Origin of the sequence: Enterococcus caccae ATCC BAA-1240, assembly GCF_000407145.1 — a bacterium.
Classification (GTDB): domain Bacteria; phylum Bacillota; class Bacilli; order Lactobacillales; family Enterococcaceae; genus Enterococcus_L; species Enterococcus_L caccae.
Genome location: NZ_KE136472.1, coordinates 1 through 22,133, shown reverse-complemented (window position 1 = coordinate 22,133; position 22,133 = coordinate 1). Strand labels below are relative to the sequence as shown.

The following is a 22,133-nucleotide window of genomic DNA, read 5'->3' as shown; positions in this document are numbered from 1 at the left end:
TCGAAAGATGCTATTATAGTTTTGTTCTTAGTTTTTTCATATTGTGTTTCCCTTCATATAGTGTGTGTATGAAGGGTTTATTTTTTTGTTTTCATATCTTAAAAATAAAAAAAGAACCCTTAATTATAGGGTTCTTCCACTTTTTTACTCACCTAAATCAACGTTATGATAAACCTTTTGAACATCATCAAGATCTTCTAAAACATCAATCATGTGTTCAAATTTTTCTAAATCTTCACCTGCTAATTCTACATCGTTTTGCGCAATCATTTCCAATTCTGCTACTGAGAATTCTTCAACGCCTTTTTCTTTTAGTGCTTCTTGCACGGCATGAAAATCTTCTGGCTCTGTATAAACAATGATTTGACCTTCTTCTTCAGTCACATCACGAACATCAATGTCTTTTTCCATCAAGTATTCAAGGATTTCATCCGCATCATCGCCAGCGAAACCAATCACGCCGGTATGATCGAACATGTATGCTACAGCACCACTGACACCCATATTTCCGCCATTTTTACCAAATGCCGCACGGACATCTGAAGCTGTACGGTTTACGTTATTTGTTAATGCATCAACGATGACCATTGAACCATTTGGCCCAAATCCTTCATAACGTAATTCAGAATATTGCTCATCGCCAGAACCTTTAGCTTTTTCGATTGCTCGATCGATGATATGTTTTGGTACATTATATGTTTTTGCGCGCTCGATAACAAATCTTAATTTCTGATTTGCTTGAGGGTCAGGATCACCCGATTTCGCTGCTACGTAAATTTCAATTCCGAATTTTGCATAAACTCGGCTGTTATTTGCGTCTTTGGCAGCTTTTTTCTCTTTAATATTTGCCCACTTACGACCCATATTCTCACTTCGCTTTCATTCATTATTATTTTTGATTATAGCGCCTTTCTTATTATACTTGGCAAACGGACTTTTGTTAAGTGTTTTTTGCTTTTAAGAGATACGAATCGGGAAACGGCCAAAACTTTGTTCTAAAATATGATCATTTCCTAACTGATAAAGTTGATTGCTGCGAATATCCAATGCTAACTGGGTAGTCAAATTCTTAGAAACTTTTGTGATCAGCGGCAATGCTAGCTTTTTTTTCTCTTCTCGCAAAAAACGTTGTCCTTGTTCCGTGAAGCCCAGAACTTGTAAATGACTATAATTCCAAGAGTTTTCTATTTCCTGTTGTTTCACATTAGTTAAAATGTATGTCGCCAATCGTTGCAGACGCGTCCAAGTGTAACGTTTTGTTTTAGCTTGTTTCATAAAAGTTTGAAAAGAATCAGAAACCTTAGCTGCTTCTTGTAGGCGATATTCTATGCCTTCTTTCATTTGATAAATCTCTTGTAATTCAGTGATCGAACTGCTGATCAACTTATATTTTAATAACGGCCAATAATTCTCCCAAGAAACGGTAGGTGAATTCGCTAAATCGATTGCTACTTGCTCAGGCAATACTTGTTTGATTTTCTCTAATTCCCCTGAAAAGACGGCTTTTCTAATCGCCGTTGCACTCGCAAATTCTTGATAAATCTTAGTATCATGATACCCAGCTTGTTCTCGTCTTAACGGGTATAAAATCATCGGCTTTTCATACGTGGCATTTTCTTTTGCGTAACTTAACCCTAAAATATGATTTGGAGAAGAAAAATCTAACCCATTATTTGGATAAAGCGTGCGAAAAACTTCTGTCATTTGTTGAGGATAACTCATTCCGTTGTTTTTGATTGTCTGATAAGCTTGATCGATTTCTATCTGATGATGATTCACAAATTCCCCAAAATGTTCATAATCCATCTCTGTTTGATTATCCGTACCAAAACATAAAGCCTCACAATGCAAAGCTTGAAGTAATTTTACTCCTCCAGCAGCAAAGTAATCGGCTGATTGCACAGCATAAGCAAACGGTAATTCTATAACTAAGTCAATACCGTGATTCAACGCTTCATTTGCTCGTGCCCACTTGTCGATGATCGCAGGCTCGCCTCGTTGTAAAAAATTTCCACTCATCACAGCAATCACAACTTCTGCACCACTTATTTCCCGTGCCTTCTTCGCATGGTATTGGTGCCCATTATGAAATGGATTGTATTCAACAATAATGCCGCAACTTTTCATTTCTATTCTCCTTCATCCAGATCGTTTCTATTAAAATCCATCATACCATGTTTATTTTATTACGGAAACAAAAGAAAAATGAGCGGCTTAAACTTAAAAAAGTTTTGCTCCACTCATTTTTAGATTACTTTTTACAAACAAAAAACCAGCGTCTGCTCTCTTCTGTTGGTGCATCATCTGTGAAATCCGCATAAACTTCAACATGCATAAACCCAGCGCTTTCCAACATCATCAGATAATTTTCCATTGTATAGGTTCGTTCTTGATGTAGCTCATCTTGCCGAACAAACACTTCGTCATTCTCATGCTCTTTTACAAAGAAAGTAAGGAAGTGTTCTATGCTATGTTCTTTTTCACCAGGATAACTATCCCATAAAAAAGCAAATTCTTCGGTTTGATAATGATAGCTATATTCAGGAAATACTTTATCTACTTGATAGGTCGAATGAACATCAAAAATAAAGACACCATCGTCTTCTAATGCTTGATATACATCATCAAATACTTGTTGAACTTCCTGACGATTTTCCATGTAACACAATGAATCAGAGAAACAAGTAATTGCATGATATTGACCCATTTCAGATAAATCCATCATATTTCCTTGGACAAACTGAACATGAACCTCTTCTTCTGCCGCTCGTTTGCTAGCCATCATCAACATTTCTTCTGACAAATCTAAGGCTGTAACAGTGAAACCAGCTTTAGCAAAATTTACAGCTAATGCTCCAGTCCCACAAGCCATTTCTAAAACATCCATTTTTCCTTCTGGTAAATGACGTTTTGAAAATGCTAGCCATTGATCATACAAACTATCATCCATTACCTCATCGTAAACAAATGCAAATGTTTCGTATGCCATATTACTCGACCCAAGCGTGAAGATCAACCATTGGTGCATCTGACCAAAGTTTTTCTAAATTGTAAAAACCACGTTCTGCTGATTGGAATACATGAACAATGATATCACCTAAATCGATTAAAACCCATTTACCGCCATCTTTTCCTTCAATTCGTTTCACTTCAACCTGTGCTTCTTCTTCTTTTTCGATAATTTCTTCCACAATGGCATTGATTTGACGTTCACTTGTTGCTTGGCAAATCATAAAGTAATCTGCTAAAAGTGAAATCTCATGCACATCTAAAGCGACAATTTCCTCTGCTCGTTTTGAATCCGCTGCTTTTACAGCAATTTCTAAAATCTGTTGACTATCTATGATGGTTTCCTCCCATTAATTGATCTAATTTTTTTCTAGTTTTTGAATCAGCTTTTATTACTGACCCATTGATTGTATGTTTCGATGGTCTTTGGATAAATTTTTTGTTCTTGTTCAATAAGATGCAGCAGTGTATGTTTTGTTTCATAAGCAACTGCTTCATCCAAATCAACCAAAGCCAATTCCCGTGCTTCTTTTACCCCTGGAAAATTTCGACCTGGTTCGATATAATCAGCAACATAAATGATTTTATCTAGCAAACTCATTTTTGCAGCACCGGTCGTATGCAAACGAATCGCTTCTAAAATTTCTTCGTCGTCAATTCCAAGTTCTCGTTGAACCATGCTAGCACCAACTAGGCCGTGCCAAATCGCATTGCCATAATTCAGTAAGTCTTGATCATAACCATCACGTTGGATGATTAACTCAAACTCTTCATCAGGACGTTCTTTAGCATAATCGTGGGTCAAAGCTGCAATACTTGCCTTTTCCTCAGAAGCTCCATATTTAGCTGCTAAGGCTACAGCCATTTCTTCCACACCTAAAACATGTTGAAAACGGCGTTCACTCATATGCATTTGAACTTCTTGCATCAATTCTTCGCGTTTAAGCGTTGTATATTTTCCGCTAAAATCCATCTACATACAGCTCCTTTTCTTCTATATAGTGTATCACACTATCAGGCAGTAAGTAGCGTGTAGAACAACCATTTTTGACTTTTTCTCTGATTAGAGTTGAACTAATATCCATTTGAGGAACGTCCACCCACATAATCGGATAAGGCGTGATCGTACCATAGTGAGGTCGGCGAATACCAACAAAATTAATCAACGTTAACAACTCATCAATTTTATACCACTTTGGTAAGTATTCCACCATGTCTCCACCAATAATAAAATAATAATCTGTATCCGGGTTATTTTGTGTCAAAGCTTTCATTGTATCATACGTATAACTTTTCCCTTTACGGAATAATTCTATCGGCTCAACTGCTAGATTATGATTATCCTCAATTGCTAGTTCCAGCATTGCCAAACGATGTTTGCTATCAATTGTCTTTTTTTCATCTACATGAGGTGGCAAATAAGTAGGCATCAAATAGACTTTGTCCAACCCAAGTTGTTGTTGCACTTGGTCGGCCATTACTAAATGAGCCACATGAACTGGATTAAAATTTCCACCTAATATTCCTACCTGTTTACGCTTTTGAAAAAGCTCTGCTTCTTCTACAATTACTTCTGCTCTTAATGCTGCATTCGTATTTGTCCCCATTTTTGTTACCTCCAAGTTTTAAATTGCTTTAACTTCTTTAGAGATCTTTTGATATTTTTCGTTAGATGACGGTTTAAATAATACTAATACGCGTCCAATGATTTGAACGATATCGCAATGAATATCTGCTTTTAGCGCTTCCGCTACATCTTCAGCGATTTCATCCGTATTTTGTAGTAAAGTGACTTTGATTAATTCACGTTTTTCTAACGCTTCGTTGATCTGTACTACCATCGCAGAATTCAAGCCACCTTTACCAATTTGAAAAATCGGTTGTAAATGGTGCGCTTGACTACGTAAAAAACGCTTTTGTTTTCCTCTTAAATCCACTAATTTTCCTTCTCTCTATTTTCACTTATAATTAAATCAAGGCTTTTCTTCTTAAAACATCAACGCCTTTAGGTGCCCAGCCAGCAACTACACAAGGCTCTGTTACAGTGATCCAACCAAGTCCAGCGAATACGATATCTGTCTTCTCTTTAACTGAAAATTCAAAACGAACTAACTCTGGAAACTCAGCTACTTCATCTGGACGCGGCGGTTGTAATAAGCCCCCAACATGTTTTTCATAAAAAGCATCAGCTGTTGCTAACTTGGTGCGATGAATGGATAAATCATTTGAAACATAGGCAATAAATGAGCTACGCTCCCCTTGAACAAAATCAAAACGGGCTAATCCACCTAAAAACAATGTTTGTTCAGCATTTAACTGGTATACTTTCGGCTTGATTTCTTTTTGTGGTGCAATGATTTTTAAATCCTTTTTACCTAGATAATGCGCCATTTGATGACGATGTATGATTCCTGGTGTATCGATCAAGAAATGTCCATCATCTAAAGGAATTTCAATTTTATCTAATGTCGTTCCTGGAAATTGTGACGTTGTAATAACATCTTGAACACCAGCAGTCTGCTTGATGATTTGATTGATCAACGTTGATTTTCCAACATTAGTCACACCAACCACATAAACGTCCTTGCCATCCCGATGTTTTTCGATCATTTCAAGCAAATTTTCCATTTCATGAGGTTTCTTGGCACTAGTTAGTAAAACATCAACGGGGCGTAAGCCTTCTTCATGTGCTCGTTCTCTCATCCATTGAATCATTTTAGGTTTCTTTAATGATTTTGGGAGAATATCGACTTTGTTTCCTACCATCAATACTGGATTATCCCCAATAAAACGATGTAAACCTGGGATTAATGATCCATTAAAATCAAAAATATCAACTACATTTACAATCAACGCATCTTCTTTGCCTAGTTCATTCAATAAACGTAAAAAGTCATCATCCGTCAATTGAACATCTTGAATGTCATTATAATGTCTCAAACGGAAACAGCGTTGGCAATAGACTTCTCCTGTCTCTATACCTTTTTCAAACGCAGCCTTAGGCGTATAACCTAGTTCATCTTTATCCTCTGTTTGAATGACTGCTCCACAACCAATACATTGAATTGCTTCTTGTTCGCTCATTCTAGTCCGCCTTTCCATAGCATATCTGGATGTTTCTTTGCTAAATGCTTCATAATTTTTCGTTCAAAAAAACGATTGATTCTTGTATTCCACCCATCAGTATCAACAATTGGACGAACTAAAATATTTCTAATTCCAGCAGCATTGGCCCCTCGAATATCGGTCATGATCTGATCACCGACCATTACTAATTCTTCTGGTTTCATATTTAGCTTCTTTTGTGCCTCTTTAAACCCTCTAGTTGATGGCTTTAATGCTCTAGATACATAATCTAATTCAAACTTCTCAACTGCTCGTTTAATTCGGCTAGACTTATTATTTGATACTACCACAACTGGAATTCCAGCATTTTTCATTTCTAAGATCCACGTCAATAGCTCTTCTGTTCCATCAGGATTATCCCAAGCAATCAAGGTATTATCTAAATCAGTCAGAACAGCGTTGATTCCTAATTTTTTTAGTTGGTTGGGTGTGATTTTGTAAATCGCATCAACCATCCATGTTGGTTTATATTTTGAAAACATATTATCTCCTTAATAGTAAAAGAGGAGCAACATATAGGCTCCCCATTTTGTTATTCGCTTCTTGATTATACGCTATTTTTAATAAAATTTCATCTTTTTATTCGTCTGATACTCATAATCATAACTAAAAACTTTCTCTGCCGAATTAAAATCTAAAAAAGGGGTATGAGATATAACTATAAAAGTTATGTCTCATACCCCTAAAATCCAATAAACGGTACAACTAAAGAAGATACTACACTCTGATTCAACCATATCAACTTCTATACTCTAAAGCACTATGAGTTGACGATCTCTGAAATAAGCTGACGTCCAATTTTCGTAGGCCCTTGCTTATTTCTCAGATTTTAATATGTCGTCTTAGTTGTTTCTTATTTAATTATCTGATTATATTTCCTTGACGAAGAAATAATCCACTGTAACATTAGGATTTGATTTTTCTACGTAAAACATGATAAACATACTTTCATTTAGCGTTTTTGAAACATTAATCAAAGAAAGTTGAGGATCAATCTTATTCAATTTTACAGGCTGTACATTGTAAAAGCCAGTCCCTTTAGTATCAATTTCACCAATTTTCAATTCATATTTTGGATTTGGATTGATTGACGTCAGGATGATTGTATCCCCTTTAAAAGTTTTTAAAGCATTTGTCTGTTGAATCTCTTCTTTCGTAAATTCAGGGGTGCCAGACTTAAGAAAAGCCATTTCACTTTTTACCGGTTGACTTACAGTTGTTGCTTCTACAGATGTTCCTTGAGTGAATGCACCAAATAATAATACGCCCATTACACTTCCTAAAATAGCTAATTTTTTCATCACTTATCTTCTCCTTCTCTAGTAAATTATTAACGTTTGGTCAGCTGTACCAAACTCACTCTATATTATCAAAGATATCTACAAAAAAAAGGAGAAATCGTTCTTTGTAACAGTAACTTAAACATTTAGAAATGTATGAAATTTATAACTTAATTCTCTTTTTATTGTATTACCTTTCTAAATTTATTACGTTTGTTATATTATTAGAAATATACATTTTTCCTAATTTATACATAATTATTTAGTACAAATAATAACAAATAAAAACAGGGTTCAAGATATAACTATAAAAGTTATATCTTGAACCCTTAAAAATCGAATAAAAAGCGGGAGAAGCAGCCACGTATTCTGTCCCAACCTCATACTTTTACTTATTCTAATAAGAAATTTTCGATTTTCTTTAAAATTTTCGGAATCTTTGATAACGCTTTTCCAATAGAATTTCGGTCTCCCATTTTGAAAGCTCAGAAAATTGACTAATAAGTGCTTTTTGAATCATTCGATTGATTTTTGTTTGTTCTAATGCTTCGCCATTCATTTCTTCTGGAATCACTCGATCAATGATTGTTAATTCTTTTAATTCTGTCGCTGTAATTTTCATTAATTCTGCTGCTTCTTTAGCTCGACTTCCGTCTTTCCAGAGAATCGAGGCAAATCCCTCTGGTGATAAAACCGCGTAAATCGTATGCTCCAACATCCAAACTTCATCTGCTACAGCAAGTGCTAATGCGCCACCACTGCCACCTTCACCAATGATGATTGCGATGATTGGCACACTTAAATCAGCCATTTCTATCAAATTTCGAGCGATTGCTTCCCCTTCACCACGTTCTTCCGCTTCAATTCCGCAATAAGCGCCAGCAGTATTGATAAACGTAACAACCGGACGGCCAAATTTTTCTGCTTGCTTCATTAAACGCAAGGCTTTACGATAACCTTCTGGATGCGGTGCACCAAAATTCCGCTCAATATTTTCAGGTAAGTTACGTCCTTTTTGGATTCCAACGATTGTTACTGGTTTTTCTTCTAATGTTGCAATACCACCTACAACAGCTAAATCATCGCCAAAATAACGGTCTCCATGAAACTCAATAAAGTCATCAAAGATGGCAGCAATATACTCTAAGGTAGTATAACGATCTTGTGCTCGAGCTAGAGTGACAATATCATTGGCTGTTTTTTCCATCGCTATTTCCACCCTTTCATCGTATGAATCTTGACTAATCTACTAAGTACTTCCTGCAACTGATTTCTAGGAACAATTTTATCAACAAATCCATGATCCAATAAAAACTCAGCTTTTTGGAAATCATCTGGCAACTCTTGACGGATCGTTTGTTCGATTACTCGGCGGCCTGCAAACCCGATCAAACTTTGAGGCTCGGCTATTATAACATCGCCATCCATCGCAAAACTAGCTGTGACACCACCAGTGGTTGGATCCGTCAATACAGTAATATACAGCAATCCTGCATTACTATGTCGTTTAAGTGCACCAGAGATTTTTGCCATCTGCATCAGAGAAAAAATCCCTTCCTGCATTCGCGCTCCACCTGAAGCAGTAAAAATGATCACTGGTAAGCACTGTTCCGTTGCACGTTCAAATAAACGAGTGATCTTCTCACCTACAACAGTTCCCATACTTCCCATAATAAAATTGGCGTCCATCACACCAATACCTATTTCTTGACCATCTATTCTAGCTTTCCCCGTCAAAACTGCTTCATGCAATTCTGTCTTTTCCTGCATAATAGCGATTTTATCCAAATAATCAGGAAAATTTAACGGATCTTTAGTGACTAAATCTGTATCCCATTCTTCAAAACTCTTCTCATCTACCGTCAAGGCAAGGCGTTCCCAAGCACCAATTCTAAAGCTATAACCACAATAAGGGCAGACTTTTTCTGCCCCCATATCTTTTGTGTATAGCGTGCGTTTGCAACAAGGACATTTGGCCCACATGTTATCTGGAACTGTCGGTTTTTTTACGGAAGATTGGTCGCCTGTGCGATTCGGATTGATTCGAATGTAGTTTTTCTTTTTAAATAAAGCCATACACTTGCTCCTTTTTAATTATCGCTTTCTGGTTCCCAATTTGGTAAAAATGTTTCTTGTAAAAAGCTAGTATCATACTCACCAGCTAATACATTTTCATGCGTGATCAGATCTAGCTGAAATTCTGCATTCGTGATGATTCCATCTGTTACGATCTCATGCAACGCCCGCTGCATCTTCATCAGCGCATCCATCCGGTCATTTCCATGTACAATCACTTTAGCAATCATCGAATCATAGTAAGGCGGAATCGTATAGCCTGAATACATCGCACTATCAACTCTTAAACCCATGCCTCCACTTGGAAGTAGTAAATTATTGATTTTCCCAGGAGATGGCGCAAAATTAAAGGCAGGATTTTCTGCATTGATTCGACATTCAATTGCATGTCCTGAAATCATGATATCTTCTTGTGTATACGCTAATTCTTCACCAGAAGCCACTTGTAACTGTGCTTTGACAAGATCAATCCCTGTCACCATTTCAGTAACAGGATGTTCAACTTGAATTCGAGTATTCATTTCCATAAAATAAAATTCACCAGATTTATCCATCAAAAATTCGATTGTTCCAGCATTTTCATACTGAACAGCTTTTGCTGCACGCACAGCCGTTTCACCTAACAATTGACGTTTTTCAGGTGAGATTGCGATCGATGGCGATTCTTCAAGAACTTTTTGATTATTTCTTTGTAAAGAACAATCTCGTTCGCCCAAATGAATCACATGTCCATACTGATCACCTAAAATTTGTACTTCAATATGACGTGCTGGATAAATAATTTTTTCCAAGTACATATCATCATTACCAAAAGCTGCTTTTGCTTCTTGTTGAGCAGAAGTAAAGTGCTGAGGTAGTTCTTCTTTATTCATCACTTTACGAATTCCTTTACCTCCGCCACCAGCTGCTGCTTTCAGCATAACAGGATAACCTATATCATCAGCAATTTTTAAAGCTTCTTCAACAGAACTGATCACACCAGTACTTCCAGGAATAACCGGTACTTTGGCTTTTTGCATCAATTCACGTGCATTGATTTTATTGCCCATTGCATCAATCGTTGCTGCTTTTGGACCGATAAAGGTAATATTGCACTCTTCACACATTGCCGCAAATTGGCTGTTTTCTGATAAGAAACCAAAACCAGGGTGAATCGCTTCTGCATTCGTTACGATAGCCGCACTTAAAACACTTTGAACATTTAAATAAGAATCTGCTGCTTTCGCAGGCCCTATGCAAATTGCTTCATCTGCAAGTTGTGTGTGCAACGCTTCTTTATCCGCTTCAGAGTATACGGCAACGGTCTGCACGCCTAATTCACGACATGCGCGAATGATCCGAACTGCGATTTCTCCTCTATTTGCAATTAAAACTTTTGAAAACATAGCTCACCTATCCAATCATAAAGGTCAATTCTGCTTCCGCTACTTTTTTCCCATTCACAGTCGCAGTTCCTTTGCCAATACCGGCTCTTGATTTTACTTTCATAATTTCTACTTCTAACATCAAAGTATCTCCTGGAACAACTTTTTGTCTAAATTTGGCTTTATCAATACCGCCAAAATAAGCGGTTTTACCTTTAAAATCAGGTATAGACAATAATGCTACAGCTCCTGCTTGTGCCAATGCTTCAAGAATCAGAACCCCTGGCATAACAGGCTCACCAGGAAAATGTCCTTGAAAAAAAGGCTCATTGATCGTGACATTTTTTTTGGCGATAACTTTTTCACCCACAACGATTTCTTCCACAGTGTCTAACAGTAAAAAAGGATATCGATGGGGTATAATTTCTTTGATTTCTTGAATATTCATACTACACTCCTTTGCTGTGAAACACAGCGAATATATTTTATGAGCTGACGTTAAACAGTACAACGAACGAAGTGTTCGTTGAGCCTTTATTTGTCTTGGTATTCTTTCTGCAGCAAATTTAATTTTAAGAAGTCGCTACACGGAATAGCGGTTGATTGTATTCAACAACATCTTCATTTTGTATCAAGACTTCCGTGATCACACCATCTATAGTTGAGGTGATTTCATTCATCAGTTTCATCGCTTCAACAATACAAACGACCTCACCTTTTTTTACTGAATCGCCTACTTGCTTAAAGTTTTCTTTATCTGGTGCAGGTTTTAAGTACACAACTCCTACGATTGGAGAAATAATTTCTTCTGTATTTTCTGGTTTTGGTTCATTTTTTACAGTCTCATTTACAGTTTCTTTTACTTCTACTGTTTGACTTAAGACTTCTGGTGTTCCTTGACTTACTACGTTACTGTCAGTTACTTGTTTTACTTCATTTGATGATTTTTGCGTTACTTTATTTTTATTCATATAAAGACCAAACGAACCTTCCCTAAGGTCAAATTCTGTTAATGTTGATTGGTCAAATTGTGTTAATAGCTCTTTCACTTCATTGATATCCATCTTAATCCTCCCAACGTTTTAAACAAAGTACTGCATTATGACCACCAAAGCCGAATGAATTTGTTAAAGCATAATCAAATTCATGTTTCTGACTTTCATTTGTAACGATATTTATTTCAATAGCTTCATCAAGCTCTTCAACATTGATCGTTGGTGGAATAAATTGATGTTGTAAAGCATTCAAAGTAGCAATTGCTTCAATACCACCAGTTGCACCTAATGAGTGTCCAGTCATACTTTTCGTACTGCTGACACGAACATTTTTAGAAGCTTCGCCCAATGCCGTTTGAATTGCTTTAGTTTCCGCAACATCATTTGATGGTGTACTTGTACCGTGAGCATTGATATACCCTATTTTAGAAGTGTCGATTGCCGCTTCTTCGATTGCTAGTTTCATGGCTTTAGCGGCACCACTTCCGTCAGGTCTAGGAGAAGTCATATGATACGCATCACAATTTGAACCATAACCAACAATCTCTCCCAAAATCTTGGCGCCTCTATTTTGAGCATGTTCCAATGACTCAAGAACTAGAATACCTGCTCCTTCTCCCATCACAAAACCACTACGGTCTTTGTCAAAGGGAATCGAACCTCTATTTGGATTTTCTTCAGAAGTTACAGCAGTTAACGAAGCAAAACCTGCAATACCTATCTCAGTAATGGAAGCTTCTGTTCCCCCTGCTAGTAAAACATCAGAATAACCATGTTTAATATTTCTAAAAGCTTCACCGATTGAATTGTTCGCCGTAGCACAGGCCGTAACTGTTGCAGTACAAGTTCCTCTTGCACCCACACGTAAAGCGATATTGCCTGCCGCCATGTTCCCAATTGCCATTGGTATGAATAGCGGGGCTACTCTTTTTGGACCTTTTTCACGCATTCGAGTCACTTGGTCTTGGATCGTTTGAAGTCCACCAATACCAGAACCAACCATGACCCCAAAACGGTCAACATCGATTTGCTCTGTATCTAATTTACTCATTTCCATCGCTTCCAGTGCTGCATAGATACCATAAAGAGAAAATAAATCCATTCTTTTAGCATCTTTTTTAGCAAAATATTTATCGAATGGAAAATCTTTGACTTCTGCTGCTAATGTAATGCCTGTTTCGGTGGCATCAAATTTTGTAATCGGTCCAATTCCGTTTTTTCCTGTTTGTAAACTTTCTAAAAAGGTTTCTGCGTTATTCCCAATTGGGGAGGCTACGCCATAACCTGTAATCACTACGCGATTCATTCGATCGCTCCTTTCAAGCTTGTTCATTAGCCGTGCATGACTAAACCACCGTCAACATTTAATACTTGGCCAGTAATATATGGACTGCTTGCCAAAAAGATCGCTGCATTTGCGATATCTTCTACTTGACCAAACGTTTGTAATGGGATCTGTTGATTCATTTGTTCCTTTACTTTATCAGATAAAACTTCTGTCATTTCGGTTTCGATAAAGCCAGGTGCAATTGCATTGCACGTAATTCCTCTTGCTGCTACTTCTCTTGCAACCGATTTTGTAAACCCGATTACTCCGGCTTTACTTGCAGCATAATTAGCTTGTCCGATATTTCCAATCAATCCAGAAACACTTGACATGTTTATAATTGTTCCGCTACGTTGTTTCATCATTCGTTTGATTGCATGTTGCGTCATGTTAAAAGTGCCCGTTAAATTGATTTGGATACAACGGGTGAAATCTTCCTCTGACATTCTCAACATTAATTTATCATTTGTGATTCCAGCATTATTGATTAAAATATCAATTGATCCTAAACCGTCAACAACAGCCTGTATCATTTCCCCAGCTGATTCAAAATTAGCGATATCGCCAGATACGCCAATACATTTAACACCAAATGATTCCAATTCGGAAATCTGATCAGAACTGATTTCCCCACGCCCATTCAAGGCAACATTTGCTCCAGCCTTAGCAAAAGCTTGAGCAACAGCCTTTCCAATGCCTCGTGTACTTCCTGTAACAAATACGTTTTTCCCTTTTAATTCCATGTGTTACCTCCCTTTCAAAAGAGCTTCTGTTTCAGATAATGTTTTGTTATCTTCAACACGAGCTGTTTTTAATTCTTTATCGATCTTCTTGATAAAACCAGTTAATGTTTTTCCTGGTCCCACTTCTATAATTACATCAACATTCATTTTTTTGATTGTGTCAATACTGTCGGCAAAGCGAACAGCAGACATGACTTGTTTTTCTAATAATTCATTGATCTCTGTTTGCTCCATTACTTGAGCCGTTGTATTACTAATTACAGGAATCGTCATTTCTGCAAAGTTTATTTTTTTCAGTTCATCTGCTAATCTTTCAGAAGCAGGTTTTAATAGTGCCGTATGAAAAGGACCACTGACCTTTAGCGTAACTGTTCGCTTCACACCAGCTTCTGTTAATAACTCGACAGCTTTATCAACAGCAGGTGTTTCGCCACCAATCACGATTTGTTGAGGCGTGTTATAGTTTGCAGGGGACACGATTCCAAAAGAACTTGCCTTTTGACAGCATTCTTCAATCAATGATCGCTCTGCATTCATCACTGCAACCATTTTTCCTGTTCCAGATGGCGCAGCCTCAGCCATGAATTTGCCTCTTTTAGCCACTAATTGAACAGCTTCTTTAAATGGAATCGCACCACTGGCAACAAGTGCACTGTATTCTCCAAGACTTAATCCGGCTACAACATCCGGCTGATATCCTTTAGCATTCAAAAGACGATAAAAAGCAACACTAACTGTTAAAATCGCAGGTTGTGTGTACATTGTTTCGTTTAACTTGTCATTTTCAGTAAAACAAAGTTCTGCCATATCATAACCTAGAGCATCACTTGCTTCTTGAAATGTTTCGCGAACAATCATCTCTTGATCAAATAATTCTTTACCCATTCCAATATACTGAGCACCTTGCCCACTAAATAAAAAAGCTGTCTTCATTACTTTACTCCCTTACATTAAATGCTAAATAAATTTAATCGTTCTTACAGCCAGCGGCTACATTCAGCGGCCATAACTTTCTTTGTTTCACTAATATAAGATTCAATAATTTCTTTTGCTGTTTCTTCTTTTTTTACAAGTCCTGCAATTTGTCCAGCCATGATCGATCCATGATTCACATCACCTTCAACGACTGCTTTACGTAAGGCTCCTTGTCCCAATTTATCAAATTTCTCAAGATCAGGTTCAATTTTTCTTAATTCTATCTTCTCTAATCGATCATATTCATTCGTCAACTTATTTTTGATTGTTCGCACTGGATGTCCAAAATGTTGACATGTGACCGTTGTATCAACATCCCTTGCTTTGATGATTCTGGCTTTATAATTTTCATGTACAGTACATTCTTTTGCTACCAGAAAACGTGTACCCACTTGAATGCCATCAGCTCCTAACATCAGCACTGCTGCCATTCCTCGTCCATCGCCAATACCACCCGCAGCGATAACTGGTATTGTTAGTGCATCTACGACTTGGGGTACAAGGCTCATTGTTGTTAATTTACCGATATGTCCTCCAGCTTCCATGCCTTCAACAACTACTGCATCAGCCCCTATTTTTTCCATGCGGGCACCAAGTGCAACTGAAGGTATCACTGGAATTACTTTAATATTATGTTCTTTAAAACGAGCCATATATTTACTTGGGTTACCTGCCCCTGTCGTAACAACTGGTACCCTTTCTTCGCAAACTAAATCCACAATATCTTGCGCAAATGGTGAAAGCAACATGATATTGACGCCAAAAGGTTTATCTGTAATTTCTTTAATTTTTTTGATTTCGGCTTGAACCACTTCTTTTGGTGCATTACCTCCAGCGATGATCCCAAGCCCACCAGCTTCAGAAACTGCTCCAGCTAATGAAGCATCTGCAATCCAAGCCATTCCTCCTTGAAAAATCGGGTACTTAATTCCAATTAGCTCACATATCTTTGACTGCATAAATTACATCCTTTAAATTGTAGAATAATTAATGAAAAAAGAGCTGGAACAAAACTCTATAAGTTTAGTACCAGCTTTTTTAATTCCAACGAGCGGTGTGAAAAAAAGCAAGGCTCTTCAGCAATTGTTGAAGAGCCTTGCTCATCCAACTTTTATTTTACCTGATCGCTTTAAATATTATGCTTTTTGTTTTTCTACATATGTTACTAAATCTTGAACAGTAGTGATACCATCTTCAGATTCAATTTTTATATCGAAAGCATCTTCGATTTCATTGATGATTTGGAATAAATCTAAGCTATCCGCATCTAATTCTTCTTGAATGTTTGTTGTTAATTTTACTTCCTCAGGCTCTTTACCTAATTCTTCTACAATAATTGCTTGAATTTTTTCGAATACCATGTGTATATTCCTCCAATAATTTTCTTTTTTAGTTTATATAGTTACAGTTTTACAGCGTTAAGAGGATTGATCCCCATGTTAAGCCACCGCCGTAACCTGTTAACACAAGTTTTTGTTTGGAGCCTAATTGAAGCACTCCATTTTCTACTGATTCATCCAGTAACAAAGGGATACTAGCAGCAGAAGTGTTACCATTATGTTCCATATTCGTGAGAAATTTTTCTCTTGGAACATTGAGTTTTTTTGATATTTTTTCGATAATTCGTTTGTTTGCCTGATGTAGTAACAAATAATCTACATCTTCTTCTACGATTTCTCGGATATTATTCGTCACATCATTTAGTGAAAAATCATAAATATCTCTACCAGTCATCTGCAAGTAGCCCGAACTCTCGGGAGCTCCCGTGTAAAATGGGCTCTTGTTTTCTATATAACCAGAAGTCAATGACTTAGCTCTTTGACCATCAGCCTGAAGTTTTTCGTTTAGGAAATGTTCTTCATCACTTGCTTCCAATAACACACCTGCTGCTCCGTCACCAAATAGTACTGCTGTACTACGGTCATTCCAATCAAGAGCTTTAGATAATGTTTCACCACCAATTATCATTCCTACTTTTTTTCCTGTGCGAATCAGTTTTTCTCCCATGCTTAGTGCATAGACAAAACCACTACATGCAGCACTAATATCAAAAGCAAATGCTTGAGTTGCTGCAATACGACCTTGAACAAGGCAAGCGACAGAAGGCGTTCCATAATCGGGTGTCATCGTTGCTACTAAGATAAAATCAAGATCTTCAGCATTTTTCCCAGATTTTTCTAATAACTTTTCAGCTACTCGAACACATAAGTCAGAAGTATTTTCGTTAGTGACAATATTTCTTGATTGAATACCCGTCCGACTAGAAATCCATTCATCAGATGTATCCATCATCGTTGAAAGTTGGTGATTTGATACCGCATTTTCAGGAACATATCGGCTCGTACAAGTTATTTTTGCATATTGATTCATCTTGGTCCTCACTTTTTATTTATATTCCTTTAAGAAATCATGAAGATTCTTCAATGCTTTTAATAAAGCTTGTTCCTCAGTTTTATCCATCCCATTCAAAATCCTCTTAACCATTTCTCTATGAAAATGCTGATGGACACGAAAAAGTAACTTTCCTTTTTTGGTCAAACCTAATTTGACTACCCGACGATCATCTTCACTACGTATACGCTCAACATATCCTTTTTTCACAAGATTATTGATTGCTACTGTCAACGTTCCTACAGTGATCGACAATTCTTTGGCTACTTCAGAAGAAGTTTTTTTCTTATACATTCCAATTGCTTCAATTGTGTGCATCTCAGTAATAGATAAGTCATTGAATTGTGATTTTTTCAGTTCGGATTCTTCAATCGTCAAAATGTCGTTAAAGACGCTGACAAGATAATCATTGACTGTTTCTAAATTAGGTTCCATTTGTGTGCACCATCCATATACTTTGATTATCAAATCATTTGATGTTCAAACTATATCGCAAATAAAATAATATTGCAAGTAAAATAATTGATTTTTAAATTTTCTTAATCAAGAAATGTGCTACATCCATTATGTTTCACTGAAAAAGTACTATCAAATTTTATGACTTAGTTTACTTTACGCGAAACTTTAGTAGTTTTCACTTATTTTACAATTATTTATTTTTATTTTGATAATCAAACTATTTTTACTGTTAAAAACGAACTTCTTCATGAACTTTCACATTCATGTACGTACACTGGCAATTTATTTTCAGTTAGTTTCTAGAAACACTACAAGAACAACCTTATTTTCCCTTTTTAAACATAAATAAAAAAACCTTGTGGCGTACAAAAATGTACGCCACAGAGTTTTTGATCATTGTTATTGATTTTTTTGTTAAATACAAACCGAAATTCTTAATTATTGAATTAAATCATAAATTTCCATCGCAACAATATCAATATTATCAAATTGATAACTTTGTTGAGAATCAGTTTCTGTTAATTCAAATGTTTCAGTTGATTTATCATAGTTTACGATGCATTTTTCTGCACCTTCACGTTCAAAACGACGAACTTGAATTTCGTTGTCTGTTGCTTCAGTCATCGCTTCAAGTCGCTTGATAATCGCCACAAGTTGTGAATGTTTCATAAATGGGCCTCCCTTTAAAAACTAGTTCTGTATCATTGTATCAAAACATTGCCTTTCTTGCATGATTTTTCGTCATTTTTTTTAATTTTTTTGCTGTTCTTTAATTTTTGCTTTTAGGCTGTTTTCCATCTGCCCACCAAAGTTTGATCAAGGCTTGTGTCCCATCATCCTGAAACCCTTTATTAGCAAGCTTTTCGTATAGTTCTGCTGCTAATTTAGTAGACGGTAAGTTAAGGTCCATTTTCTCAGCTTCATCTAAGGCAATCTTTAAATCTTTGATAAAATGCTTTACAAAAAAACCAGGAGAATAGTTTTCATTTAAAATTCTTGGGCTGTAATTACTTAACGACCAGTTAGCTGCACTTCCACCAGATAATGTTTCAATTACTTTATTCAAATCTAATCCAGCTTTATTCGCATAAGCTAGCATTTCTGTCATACCAGTCATTGTTCCTGCAATCATGATTTGATTAGCCATTTTAGTATGTTGCCCCTTACCAGCTGTTCCATGCAATGTAAATGTTGTCCCAAAAGTCTTAAATATTGGTAACACTCGGTCATAAATCTCTTGAGCACCACCGACCATAATTGTCAGTGTCCCATTTTTAGCTCCTAGGTCACCTCCTGAGACAGGAGCATCTAACGTCGCCCCTCCAAGCTCAAGGGCCCTTAAGGCAATTTTTTCGGCCAATGTAGGGGTACTTGTAGTTAAGTCAACAATTATCTTATCCGTAATGTCAGTTGAAAAAACACCATTTTCATCAAAGTAGATTGACTCAACATCTTTAGGAAATCCTACCATTGTAAAAATAATATCACTACTTGCAGTAATTTCAGCTGGGGTGTCTTTCCAAACAGCACCTTCTTTTATAAGTTCATCCGTTTTTCTCTTAGTACGATTATATACATTGACCTGTAAACCTTGTTTCATCATATTTCTAACGATTGCCTTACCCATAACACCTGTTCCAATGAATCCAATTTGCGGCATAATTATACCCCTCCTACGCTTTTAATGAAAAAACTTCTCTCCTTAGTATAAACTAAGAAAAGAAGTTTTGATAATTATTTTCTCAATGATGTAAATTTCACTTTAATACGTTCAATTGAGTCAGCCGCCTCTTTTTCTGTCGTTAGCTGTTCGTAATACTTAATCATATCTTCATAAAATTCAAGCATTACATTGCCAAAACGAGTCGCGGATATTTCATAAAGTTTGTCTTTTAAAATTGCTTCATCAGGTGCGATCTCAGACTCAACATACTCAATAAATGTTGGTGCAAAATCTTCATCTGTCTCAAATGTTCGTCCTAAGCTTACGTGATCAAATAAATTGTTCAAATAAGCATTTCCTTCAACGACACATTGCACACCTGAAGCCATTGCCTCAGTATAAGTAAGTCCTTGTGTTTCTGAAGTTGAAGCACTGACAAAATAATCAGCAGCTTTGTAATAGATAGCCACTTGATCATTGGGAACTTCACCAATAAATTGAATTTTATCGCTAATTCCCAACTCTTCACCAAGCGATTGAAGTTTATTAACGTAAGGACCATCACCAACAATAACAAAACGTGCATTTGGAAAGCGTTCAAAAATAATTGGCAAGCCATTCACAACAGCCTGAATATTTTTTTCATATGAAATGCGACTCAAAGATAGTAACATGATGTTATCATCATCTAACCCTAATTCATCACGAAGTGTTTTTTTCATGTTTACTGTAATGTCTGGTCTTTCAAATTTTTTAATATCAATTCCAGTTGGAATAATTCTCATTGGTGATGTTACACCATATTCCTTTAATTTATCGATTACTCGTTCACTTGGACAAACTACACCAGTCGTATGATTCGCAAAAAAACGAGAAAAATATTTTACATGAGTCGGACGTACCACTTTTCCTTTAGCAATATAATGAAGATAATCTTCATACATAGTATGGTAAGTATGAATAACTGGAATTTTGAGTTTTTTTCCAACCATTTTACCAAGTAAACCGGCACCGAATTCTGTATGTGTGTGAATTAAATCTAATTCCAGCTCTTTGGCAATTAAATAAGCATACCACATACCACGTACTACAATTCGCCGATCTTTGAACGATACAAAAGGAACACTGGGCATTCGAATAACATCTTCTTCAAAATCTTTAGCATTAGGATCAGTAGTCGTAAAAATATAGACCTCGTGCCCTTTTTTTTCTAATTCCTCTTTGAGCGTCTTAATAGATGTTGCAACCCCGCTAACTTGGGGAAAATATGTATCTGTAAAGAAACCAAATTTCACTTTGTTCCCCTCCATTAATTCTAATTTTCCTGATGTTTTTTTTCGTTGTCTTCAATAACTTCATTTGCTAATACTTTTTCATAAACAGCTTTTAACTCATGCCCAATTCGTTCAATACTCTTTTCTTCTGCTACATTATAGCCAGCTTCACATGTACTTGGTATTTTCTTTTCAACAAGTTCTTCAATTAAATGAGCAAATTCCTCATTAGTTCTACCCATATAGCAGTTTAGCTTATCTACAAGCCATCCTTTATAGACCGGAATATCTCTGACCAAAACTTGTTGTTTACTCGCTAAAGCTTCTAATATAACGATTCCTTCTGTTTCTTCATATGAGGGAAAGAAAAATAGATCAGCTGCTGAATATCCACCTTCAATAATATCCCCTTTAATATAACCAGGGAACTCTACATTTTCGGGATGCTCCTCTTTCACTATGGTTCTAATAGCCTTAGGAATCGAGTACATTGGTGTATGCCCAAACCAGATAAAACGATATTCTGGAAACTTTCTAGCTAATTCAACAAAATCAATAATTCCTTTTCTTTCAAAGTATAAACCAACACAAATAATTACTTTTTGATTATTCTTTATATTAAAATACTCTTTAAATTTTTGTTCTTTTTCATCAGACTGTTTAAATCGACCTAAGTCAATTCCATTTGAAATAGAAACGATTGGAACAGTGATTCCATACCCTTCTAATAAGTCTTTCGAATATGGTGTAGGTGTGATTAAATAATCTGCTTTAGAGTACAGACCTACTAAGTACTTCTTAACTAAAGGAGAAATCTGATTTGATCCAATAAAAGAATTTCTAAAATCTTCTTCAGTTGAGTGTGCATGATAAATAACTTTTTTTCCCATTTTTTTTGCTTTATTTACCATACTATGGCTATTAATTCCATATGTATTAATATGTAAAATATCATAATCAGTGCAATCAGCATCTAAAGTATACTCTATCCCAACTTCAGAGAGAGCTCGTTTCTGATGGTCTAACGCTCGGCCAATTCCAGACTTTGCTAATATTTTTTCACCTTCAAAATATAATAAAACCTTCACGTTGCCCCTCCTAACTTCTTAAAATCATTATAACACATGTTAAAGAGACCTCACTCAACCTAAAGTCTTAGAGTGATCAACTTACAAGTATTATATCAAAAAACAGCATAAGAAAGCCATTATTCCTCAAAATAGATTCTTCACATGACAAAAATGTTAGATAAAGATCATCATTTTTACCCATCATTATTATTATTTCATGTTTTGTTGTTTCTATCAAATAATAAAGTTTACTTTACTATAAAAATAAAAAAAGAACGAAAACTGAAAAGTTTTCGTTCTTTACTCCGGCAGTAGGACTCGAACCTACGACATCATGATTAACAGTCATGCGCTACTACCAACTGAGCTATGCCGGAATAA

At 36.2% G+C, this 22,133-nt stretch carries 26 protein-coding genes and 1 tRNA gene; all 27 read right to left on the bottom strand.

Going from position 1 to position 22,133, the window contains the following annotated elements; all coding sequences use genetic code 11:
* Window positions 1-144 precede the first annotated feature (144 nt).
* The 27 genes from I580_RS00135 to I580_RS00005 all read right to left on the bottom strand — a co-directional run bounded on the left by I580_RS00135 (window position 145) and on the right by I580_RS00005 (window position 22,129).
* Window positions 145-864, bottom strand: coding sequence for a YebC/PmpR family DNA-binding transcriptional regulator (locus I580_RS00135; RefSeq protein WP_010773354.1), 720 nt, complete (start codon window positions 862-864; stop codon window positions 145-147).
* A gap of 93 nt (window positions 865-957) precedes the next feature.
* Complete coding sequence (locus I580_RS00130; RefSeq protein WP_010773355.1) at window positions 958-2,127, bottom strand: nucleotidyltransferase; 1,170 nt, start codon at window positions 2,125-2,127, stop codon at window positions 958-960.
* A 124-nt stretch (window positions 2,128-2,251) separates the two neighbouring features.
* The gene (locus I580_RS00125) at window positions 2,252-2,989 is read right to left on the bottom strand and encodes a class I SAM-dependent DNA methyltransferase (RefSeq protein ID WP_034860404.1); all 738 of its coding nucleotides are present in this window, start codon (window positions 2,987-2,989) and stop codon (window positions 2,252-2,254) included.
* A 1-nt stretch (window position 2,990) separates the two neighbouring features.
* Complete coding sequence (gene rsfS / locus I580_RS00120; protein ID WP_034701966.1) at window positions 2,991-3,329, bottom strand: ribosome silencing factor; 339 nt, start codon at window positions 3,327-3,329, stop codon at window positions 2,991-2,993.
* A 62-nt stretch (window positions 3,330-3,391) separates the two neighbouring features.
* Window positions 3,392-3,982 (bottom strand): bis(5'-nucleosyl)-tetraphosphatase (symmetrical) YqeK, encoded by a 591-nt coding sequence (yqeK, locus tag I580_RS00115; protein ID WP_010773357.1) that lies wholly within the window; start codon window positions 3,980-3,982, stop codon window positions 3,392-3,394.
* Window positions 3,972-4,616: a nicotinate-nucleotide adenylyltransferase gene (locus I580_RS00110; RefSeq protein ID WP_010773358.1), complete on the bottom strand. Its 645-nt coding sequence runs from the start codon at window positions 4,614-4,616 to the stop codon at window positions 3,972-3,974. The genes yqeK and I580_RS00110 overlap by 11 nt, the downstream gene beginning before the upstream one ends.
* Window positions 4,617-4,634: 18 nt before the next feature.
* Window positions 4,635-4,946, bottom strand: a complete 312-nt coding sequence (gene yhbY, locus I580_RS00105) for a ribosome assembly RNA-binding protein YhbY (protein ID WP_010773359.1) — start codon at window positions 4,944-4,946, stop codon at window positions 4,635-4,637.
* Window positions 4,947-4,977: 31 nt separating this feature from the next.
* On the bottom strand, window positions 4,978-6,093 hold the full coding sequence (yqeH, locus tag I580_RS00100; RefSeq protein ID WP_010773360.1) for a ribosome biogenesis GTPase YqeH: 1,116 nt from the start codon (window positions 6,091-6,093) through the stop codon (window positions 4,978-4,980).
* The gene (locus I580_RS00095; RefSeq protein WP_010773361.1) at window positions 6,090-6,617 is read right to left on the bottom strand and encodes a YqeG family HAD IIIA-type phosphatase; all 528 of its coding nucleotides are present in this window, start codon (window positions 6,615-6,617) and stop codon (window positions 6,090-6,092) included. Before I580_RS00095 ends, yqeH begins: the two co-directional genes overlap by 4 nt.
* A 387-nt stretch (window positions 6,618-7,004) precedes the next feature.
* Window positions 7,005-7,436 (bottom strand): hypothetical protein, encoded by a 432-nt coding sequence (locus I580_RS00090; protein WP_010773362.1) that lies wholly within the window; start codon window positions 7,434-7,436, stop codon window positions 7,005-7,007.
* Between the two features lie 400 nt (window positions 7,437-7,836).
* On the bottom strand, window positions 7,837-8,622 hold the full coding sequence (locus I580_RS00085) for an acetyl-CoA carboxylase carboxyl transferase subunit alpha (protein WP_010773363.1): 786 nt from the start codon (window positions 8,620-8,622) through the stop codon (window positions 7,837-7,839).
* Window positions 8,623-8,624: 2 nt separating this feature from the next.
* A complete protein-coding gene (gene accD, locus I580_RS00080; RefSeq protein ID WP_010773364.1) occupies window positions 8,625-9,491 on the bottom strand; it encodes an acetyl-CoA carboxylase, carboxyltransferase subunit beta in 867 nt (288 codons plus the stop codon).
* Between the two features lie 14 nt (window positions 9,492-9,505).
* Window positions 9,506-10,876, bottom strand: a complete 1,371-nt coding sequence (locus tag I580_RS00075; RefSeq protein ID WP_010773365.1) for an acetyl-CoA carboxylase biotin carboxylase subunit — start codon at window positions 10,874-10,876, stop codon at window positions 9,506-9,508.
* Window positions 10,877-10,883: 7 nt separating this feature from the next.
* Window positions 10,884-11,303 carry a 3-hydroxyacyl-ACP dehydratase FabZ gene (gene fabZ / locus I580_RS00070; protein WP_010773366.1) on the bottom strand — a complete coding sequence of 140 codons (420 nt, stop codon included), beginning with the start codon at window positions 11,301-11,303 and terminating at the stop codon, window positions 10,884-10,886.
* A 124-nt stretch (window positions 11,304-11,427) separates the two neighbouring features.
* Complete coding sequence (gene accB / locus I580_RS00065) at window positions 11,428-11,919, bottom strand: acetyl-CoA carboxylase biotin carboxyl carrier protein (RefSeq protein WP_010773367.1); 492 nt, start codon at window positions 11,917-11,919, stop codon at window positions 11,428-11,430.
* Between the two features lies 1 nt (window position 11,920).
* Window positions 11,921-13,156 carry a beta-ketoacyl-ACP synthase II gene (gene fabF, locus I580_RS00060; protein WP_010773368.1) on the bottom strand — a complete coding sequence of 412 codons (1,236 nt, stop codon included), beginning with the start codon at window positions 13,154-13,156 and terminating at the stop codon, window positions 11,921-11,923.
* 26 nt (window positions 13,157-13,182) lie between these two features.
* Window positions 13,183-13,920, bottom strand: coding sequence for a 3-oxoacyl-[acyl-carrier-protein] reductase (gene fabG / locus I580_RS00055; RefSeq protein ID WP_010773369.1), 738 nt, complete (start codon window positions 13,918-13,920; stop codon window positions 13,183-13,185).
* A 3-nt stretch (window positions 13,921-13,923) separates the two neighbouring features.
* Window positions 13,924-14,853 (bottom strand): ACP S-malonyltransferase, encoded by a 930-nt coding sequence (gene fabD / locus I580_RS00050; RefSeq protein ID WP_010773370.1) that lies wholly within the window; start codon window positions 14,851-14,853, stop codon window positions 13,924-13,926.
* Between the two features lie 44 nt (window positions 14,854-14,897).
* Window positions 14,898-15,854, bottom strand: a complete 957-nt coding sequence (fabK, locus tag I580_RS00045; RefSeq protein WP_010773371.1) for an enoyl-[acyl-carrier-protein] reductase FabK — start codon at window positions 15,852-15,854, stop codon at window positions 14,898-14,900.
* A 177-nt stretch (window positions 15,855-16,031) separates the two neighbouring features.
* Window positions 16,032-16,256 (bottom strand): acyl carrier protein, encoded by a 225-nt coding sequence (locus I580_RS00040; protein WP_010760445.1) that lies wholly within the window; start codon window positions 16,254-16,256, stop codon window positions 16,032-16,034.
* Window positions 16,257-16,305: 49 nt separating this feature from the next.
* Complete coding sequence (locus I580_RS00035; protein ID WP_010773372.1) at window positions 16,306-17,265, bottom strand: beta-ketoacyl-ACP synthase III; 960 nt, start codon at window positions 17,263-17,265, stop codon at window positions 16,306-16,308.
* Between the two features lie 15 nt (window positions 17,266-17,280).
* A complete protein-coding gene (gene fabT / locus I580_RS00030; RefSeq protein WP_010773373.1) occupies window positions 17,281-17,721 on the bottom strand; it encodes a fatty acid biosynthesis transcriptional regulator FabT in 441 nt (146 codons plus the stop codon).
* 462 nt (window positions 17,722-18,183) lie between these two features.
* On the bottom strand, window positions 18,184-18,414 hold the full coding sequence (locus tag I580_RS00025; protein ID WP_010773374.1) for a YkuJ family protein: 231 nt from the start codon (window positions 18,412-18,414) through the stop codon (window positions 18,184-18,186).
* 100 nt (window positions 18,415-18,514) lie between these two features.
* Window positions 18,515-19,405: an NAD(P)-dependent oxidoreductase gene (locus tag I580_RS00020; RefSeq protein ID WP_010773375.1), complete on the bottom strand. Its 891-nt coding sequence runs from the start codon at window positions 19,403-19,405 to the stop codon at window positions 18,515-18,517.
* Window positions 19,406-19,479: 74 nt separating this feature from the next.
* The gene (locus I580_RS00015) at window positions 19,480-20,703 is read right to left on the bottom strand and encodes a glycosyltransferase family 4 protein (protein WP_010773376.1); all 1,224 of its coding nucleotides are present in this window, start codon (window positions 20,701-20,703) and stop codon (window positions 19,480-19,482) included.
* Window positions 20,704-20,723: 20 nt separating this feature from the next.
* Complete coding sequence (locus I580_RS00010) at window positions 20,724-21,770, bottom strand: LTA glycolipid anchor biosynthesis glycosyltransferase, IagA/BgsA family (protein ID WP_010773377.1); 1,047 nt, start codon at window positions 21,768-21,770, stop codon at window positions 20,724-20,726.
* Between the two features lie 285 nt (window positions 21,771-22,055).
* Window positions 22,056-22,129 (bottom strand) — tRNA-Asn (locus I580_RS00005).
* Window positions 22,130-22,133 lie beyond the last annotated feature (4 nt).

Excerpts from the sequence above, each read along its gene's own strand:
- I580_RS00135 (WP_010773354.1), bottom strand. The coding sequence starts at position 864 with ATGGGTCGTAAGTGGGCAAATATTAAAGAGAAAAAAGCTGCCAAAGAC.
- I580_RS00130 (WP_010773355.1), bottom strand. The coding sequence starts at position 2,127 with ATGAAAAGTTGCGGCATTATTGTTGAATACAATCCATTTCATAATGGG.
- I580_RS00125 (WP_034860404.1), bottom strand. The coding sequence starts at position 2,989 with ATGGCATACGAAACATTTGCATTTGTTTACGATGAGGTAATGGATGAT.
- yqeK (WP_010773357.1), bottom strand. The coding sequence starts at position 3,982 with ATGGATTTTAGCGGAAAATATACAACGCTTAAACGCGAAGAATTGATG.
- I580_RS00110 (WP_010773358.1), bottom strand. The coding sequence starts at position 4,616 with ATGGGGACAAATACGAATGCAGCATTAAGAGCAGAAGTAATTGTAGAA.
- yqeH (WP_010773360.1), bottom strand. The coding sequence starts at position 6,093 with ATGAGCGAACAAGAAGCAATTCAATGTATTGGTTGTGGAGCAGTCATT.
- I580_RS00095 (WP_010773361.1), bottom strand. The coding sequence starts at position 6,617 with ATGTTTTCAAAATATAAACCAACATGGATGGTTGATGCGATTTACAAA.
- I580_RS00090 (WP_010773362.1), bottom strand. The coding sequence starts at position 7,436 with ATGAAAAAATTAGCTATTTTAGGAAGTGTAATGGGCGTATTATTATTT.
- I580_RS00085 (WP_010773363.1), bottom strand. The coding sequence starts at position 8,622 with ATGGAAAAAACAGCCAATGATATTGTCACTCTAGCTCGAGCACAAGAT.
- accD (WP_010773364.1), bottom strand. The coding sequence starts at position 9,491 with ATGGCTTTATTTAAAAAGAAAAACTACATTCGAATCAATCCGAATCGC.
- I580_RS00075 (WP_010773365.1), bottom strand. The coding sequence starts at position 10,876 with ATGTTTTCAAAAGTTTTAATTGCAAATAGAGGAGAAATCGCAGTTCGG.
- fabZ (WP_010773366.1), bottom strand. The coding sequence starts at position 11,303 with ATGAATATTCAAGAAATCAAAGAAATTATACCCCATCGATATCCTTTT.
- accB (WP_010773367.1), bottom strand. The coding sequence starts at position 11,919 with ATGGATATCAATGAAGTGAAAGAGCTATTAACACAATTTGACCAATCA.
- fabF (WP_010773368.1), bottom strand. The coding sequence starts at position 13,156 with ATGAATCGCGTAGTGATTACAGGTTATGGCGTAGCCTCCCCAATTGGG.
- fabG (WP_010773369.1), bottom strand. The coding sequence starts at position 13,920 with ATGGAATTAAAAGGGAAAAACGTATTTGTTACAGGAAGTACACGAGGC.
- fabD (WP_010773370.1), bottom strand. The coding sequence starts at position 14,853 with ATGAAGACAGCTTTTTTATTTAGTGGGCAAGGTGCTCAGTATATTGGA.
- fabK (WP_010773371.1), bottom strand. The coding sequence starts at position 15,854 with ATGCAGTCAAAGATATGTGAGCTAATTGGAATTAAGTACCCGATTTTT.
- I580_RS00040 (WP_010760445.1), bottom strand. The coding sequence starts at position 16,256 with ATGGTATTCGAAAAAATTCAAGCAATTATTGTAGAAGAATTAGGTAAA.
- I580_RS00035 (WP_010773372.1), bottom strand. The coding sequence starts at position 17,265 with ATGAATCAATATGCAAAAATAACTTGTACGAGCCGATATGTTCCTGAA.
- fabT (WP_010773373.1), bottom strand. The coding sequence starts at position 17,721 with ATGGAACCTAATTTAGAAACAGTCAATGATTATCTTGTCAGCGTCTTT.
- I580_RS00025 (WP_010773374.1), bottom strand. The coding sequence starts at position 18,414 with ATGAAACATTCACAACTTGTGGCGATTATCAAGCGACTTGAAGCGATG.
- I580_RS00020 (WP_010773375.1), bottom strand. The coding sequence starts at position 19,405 with ATGCCGCAAATTGGATTCATTGGAACAGGTGTTATGGGTAAGGCAATC.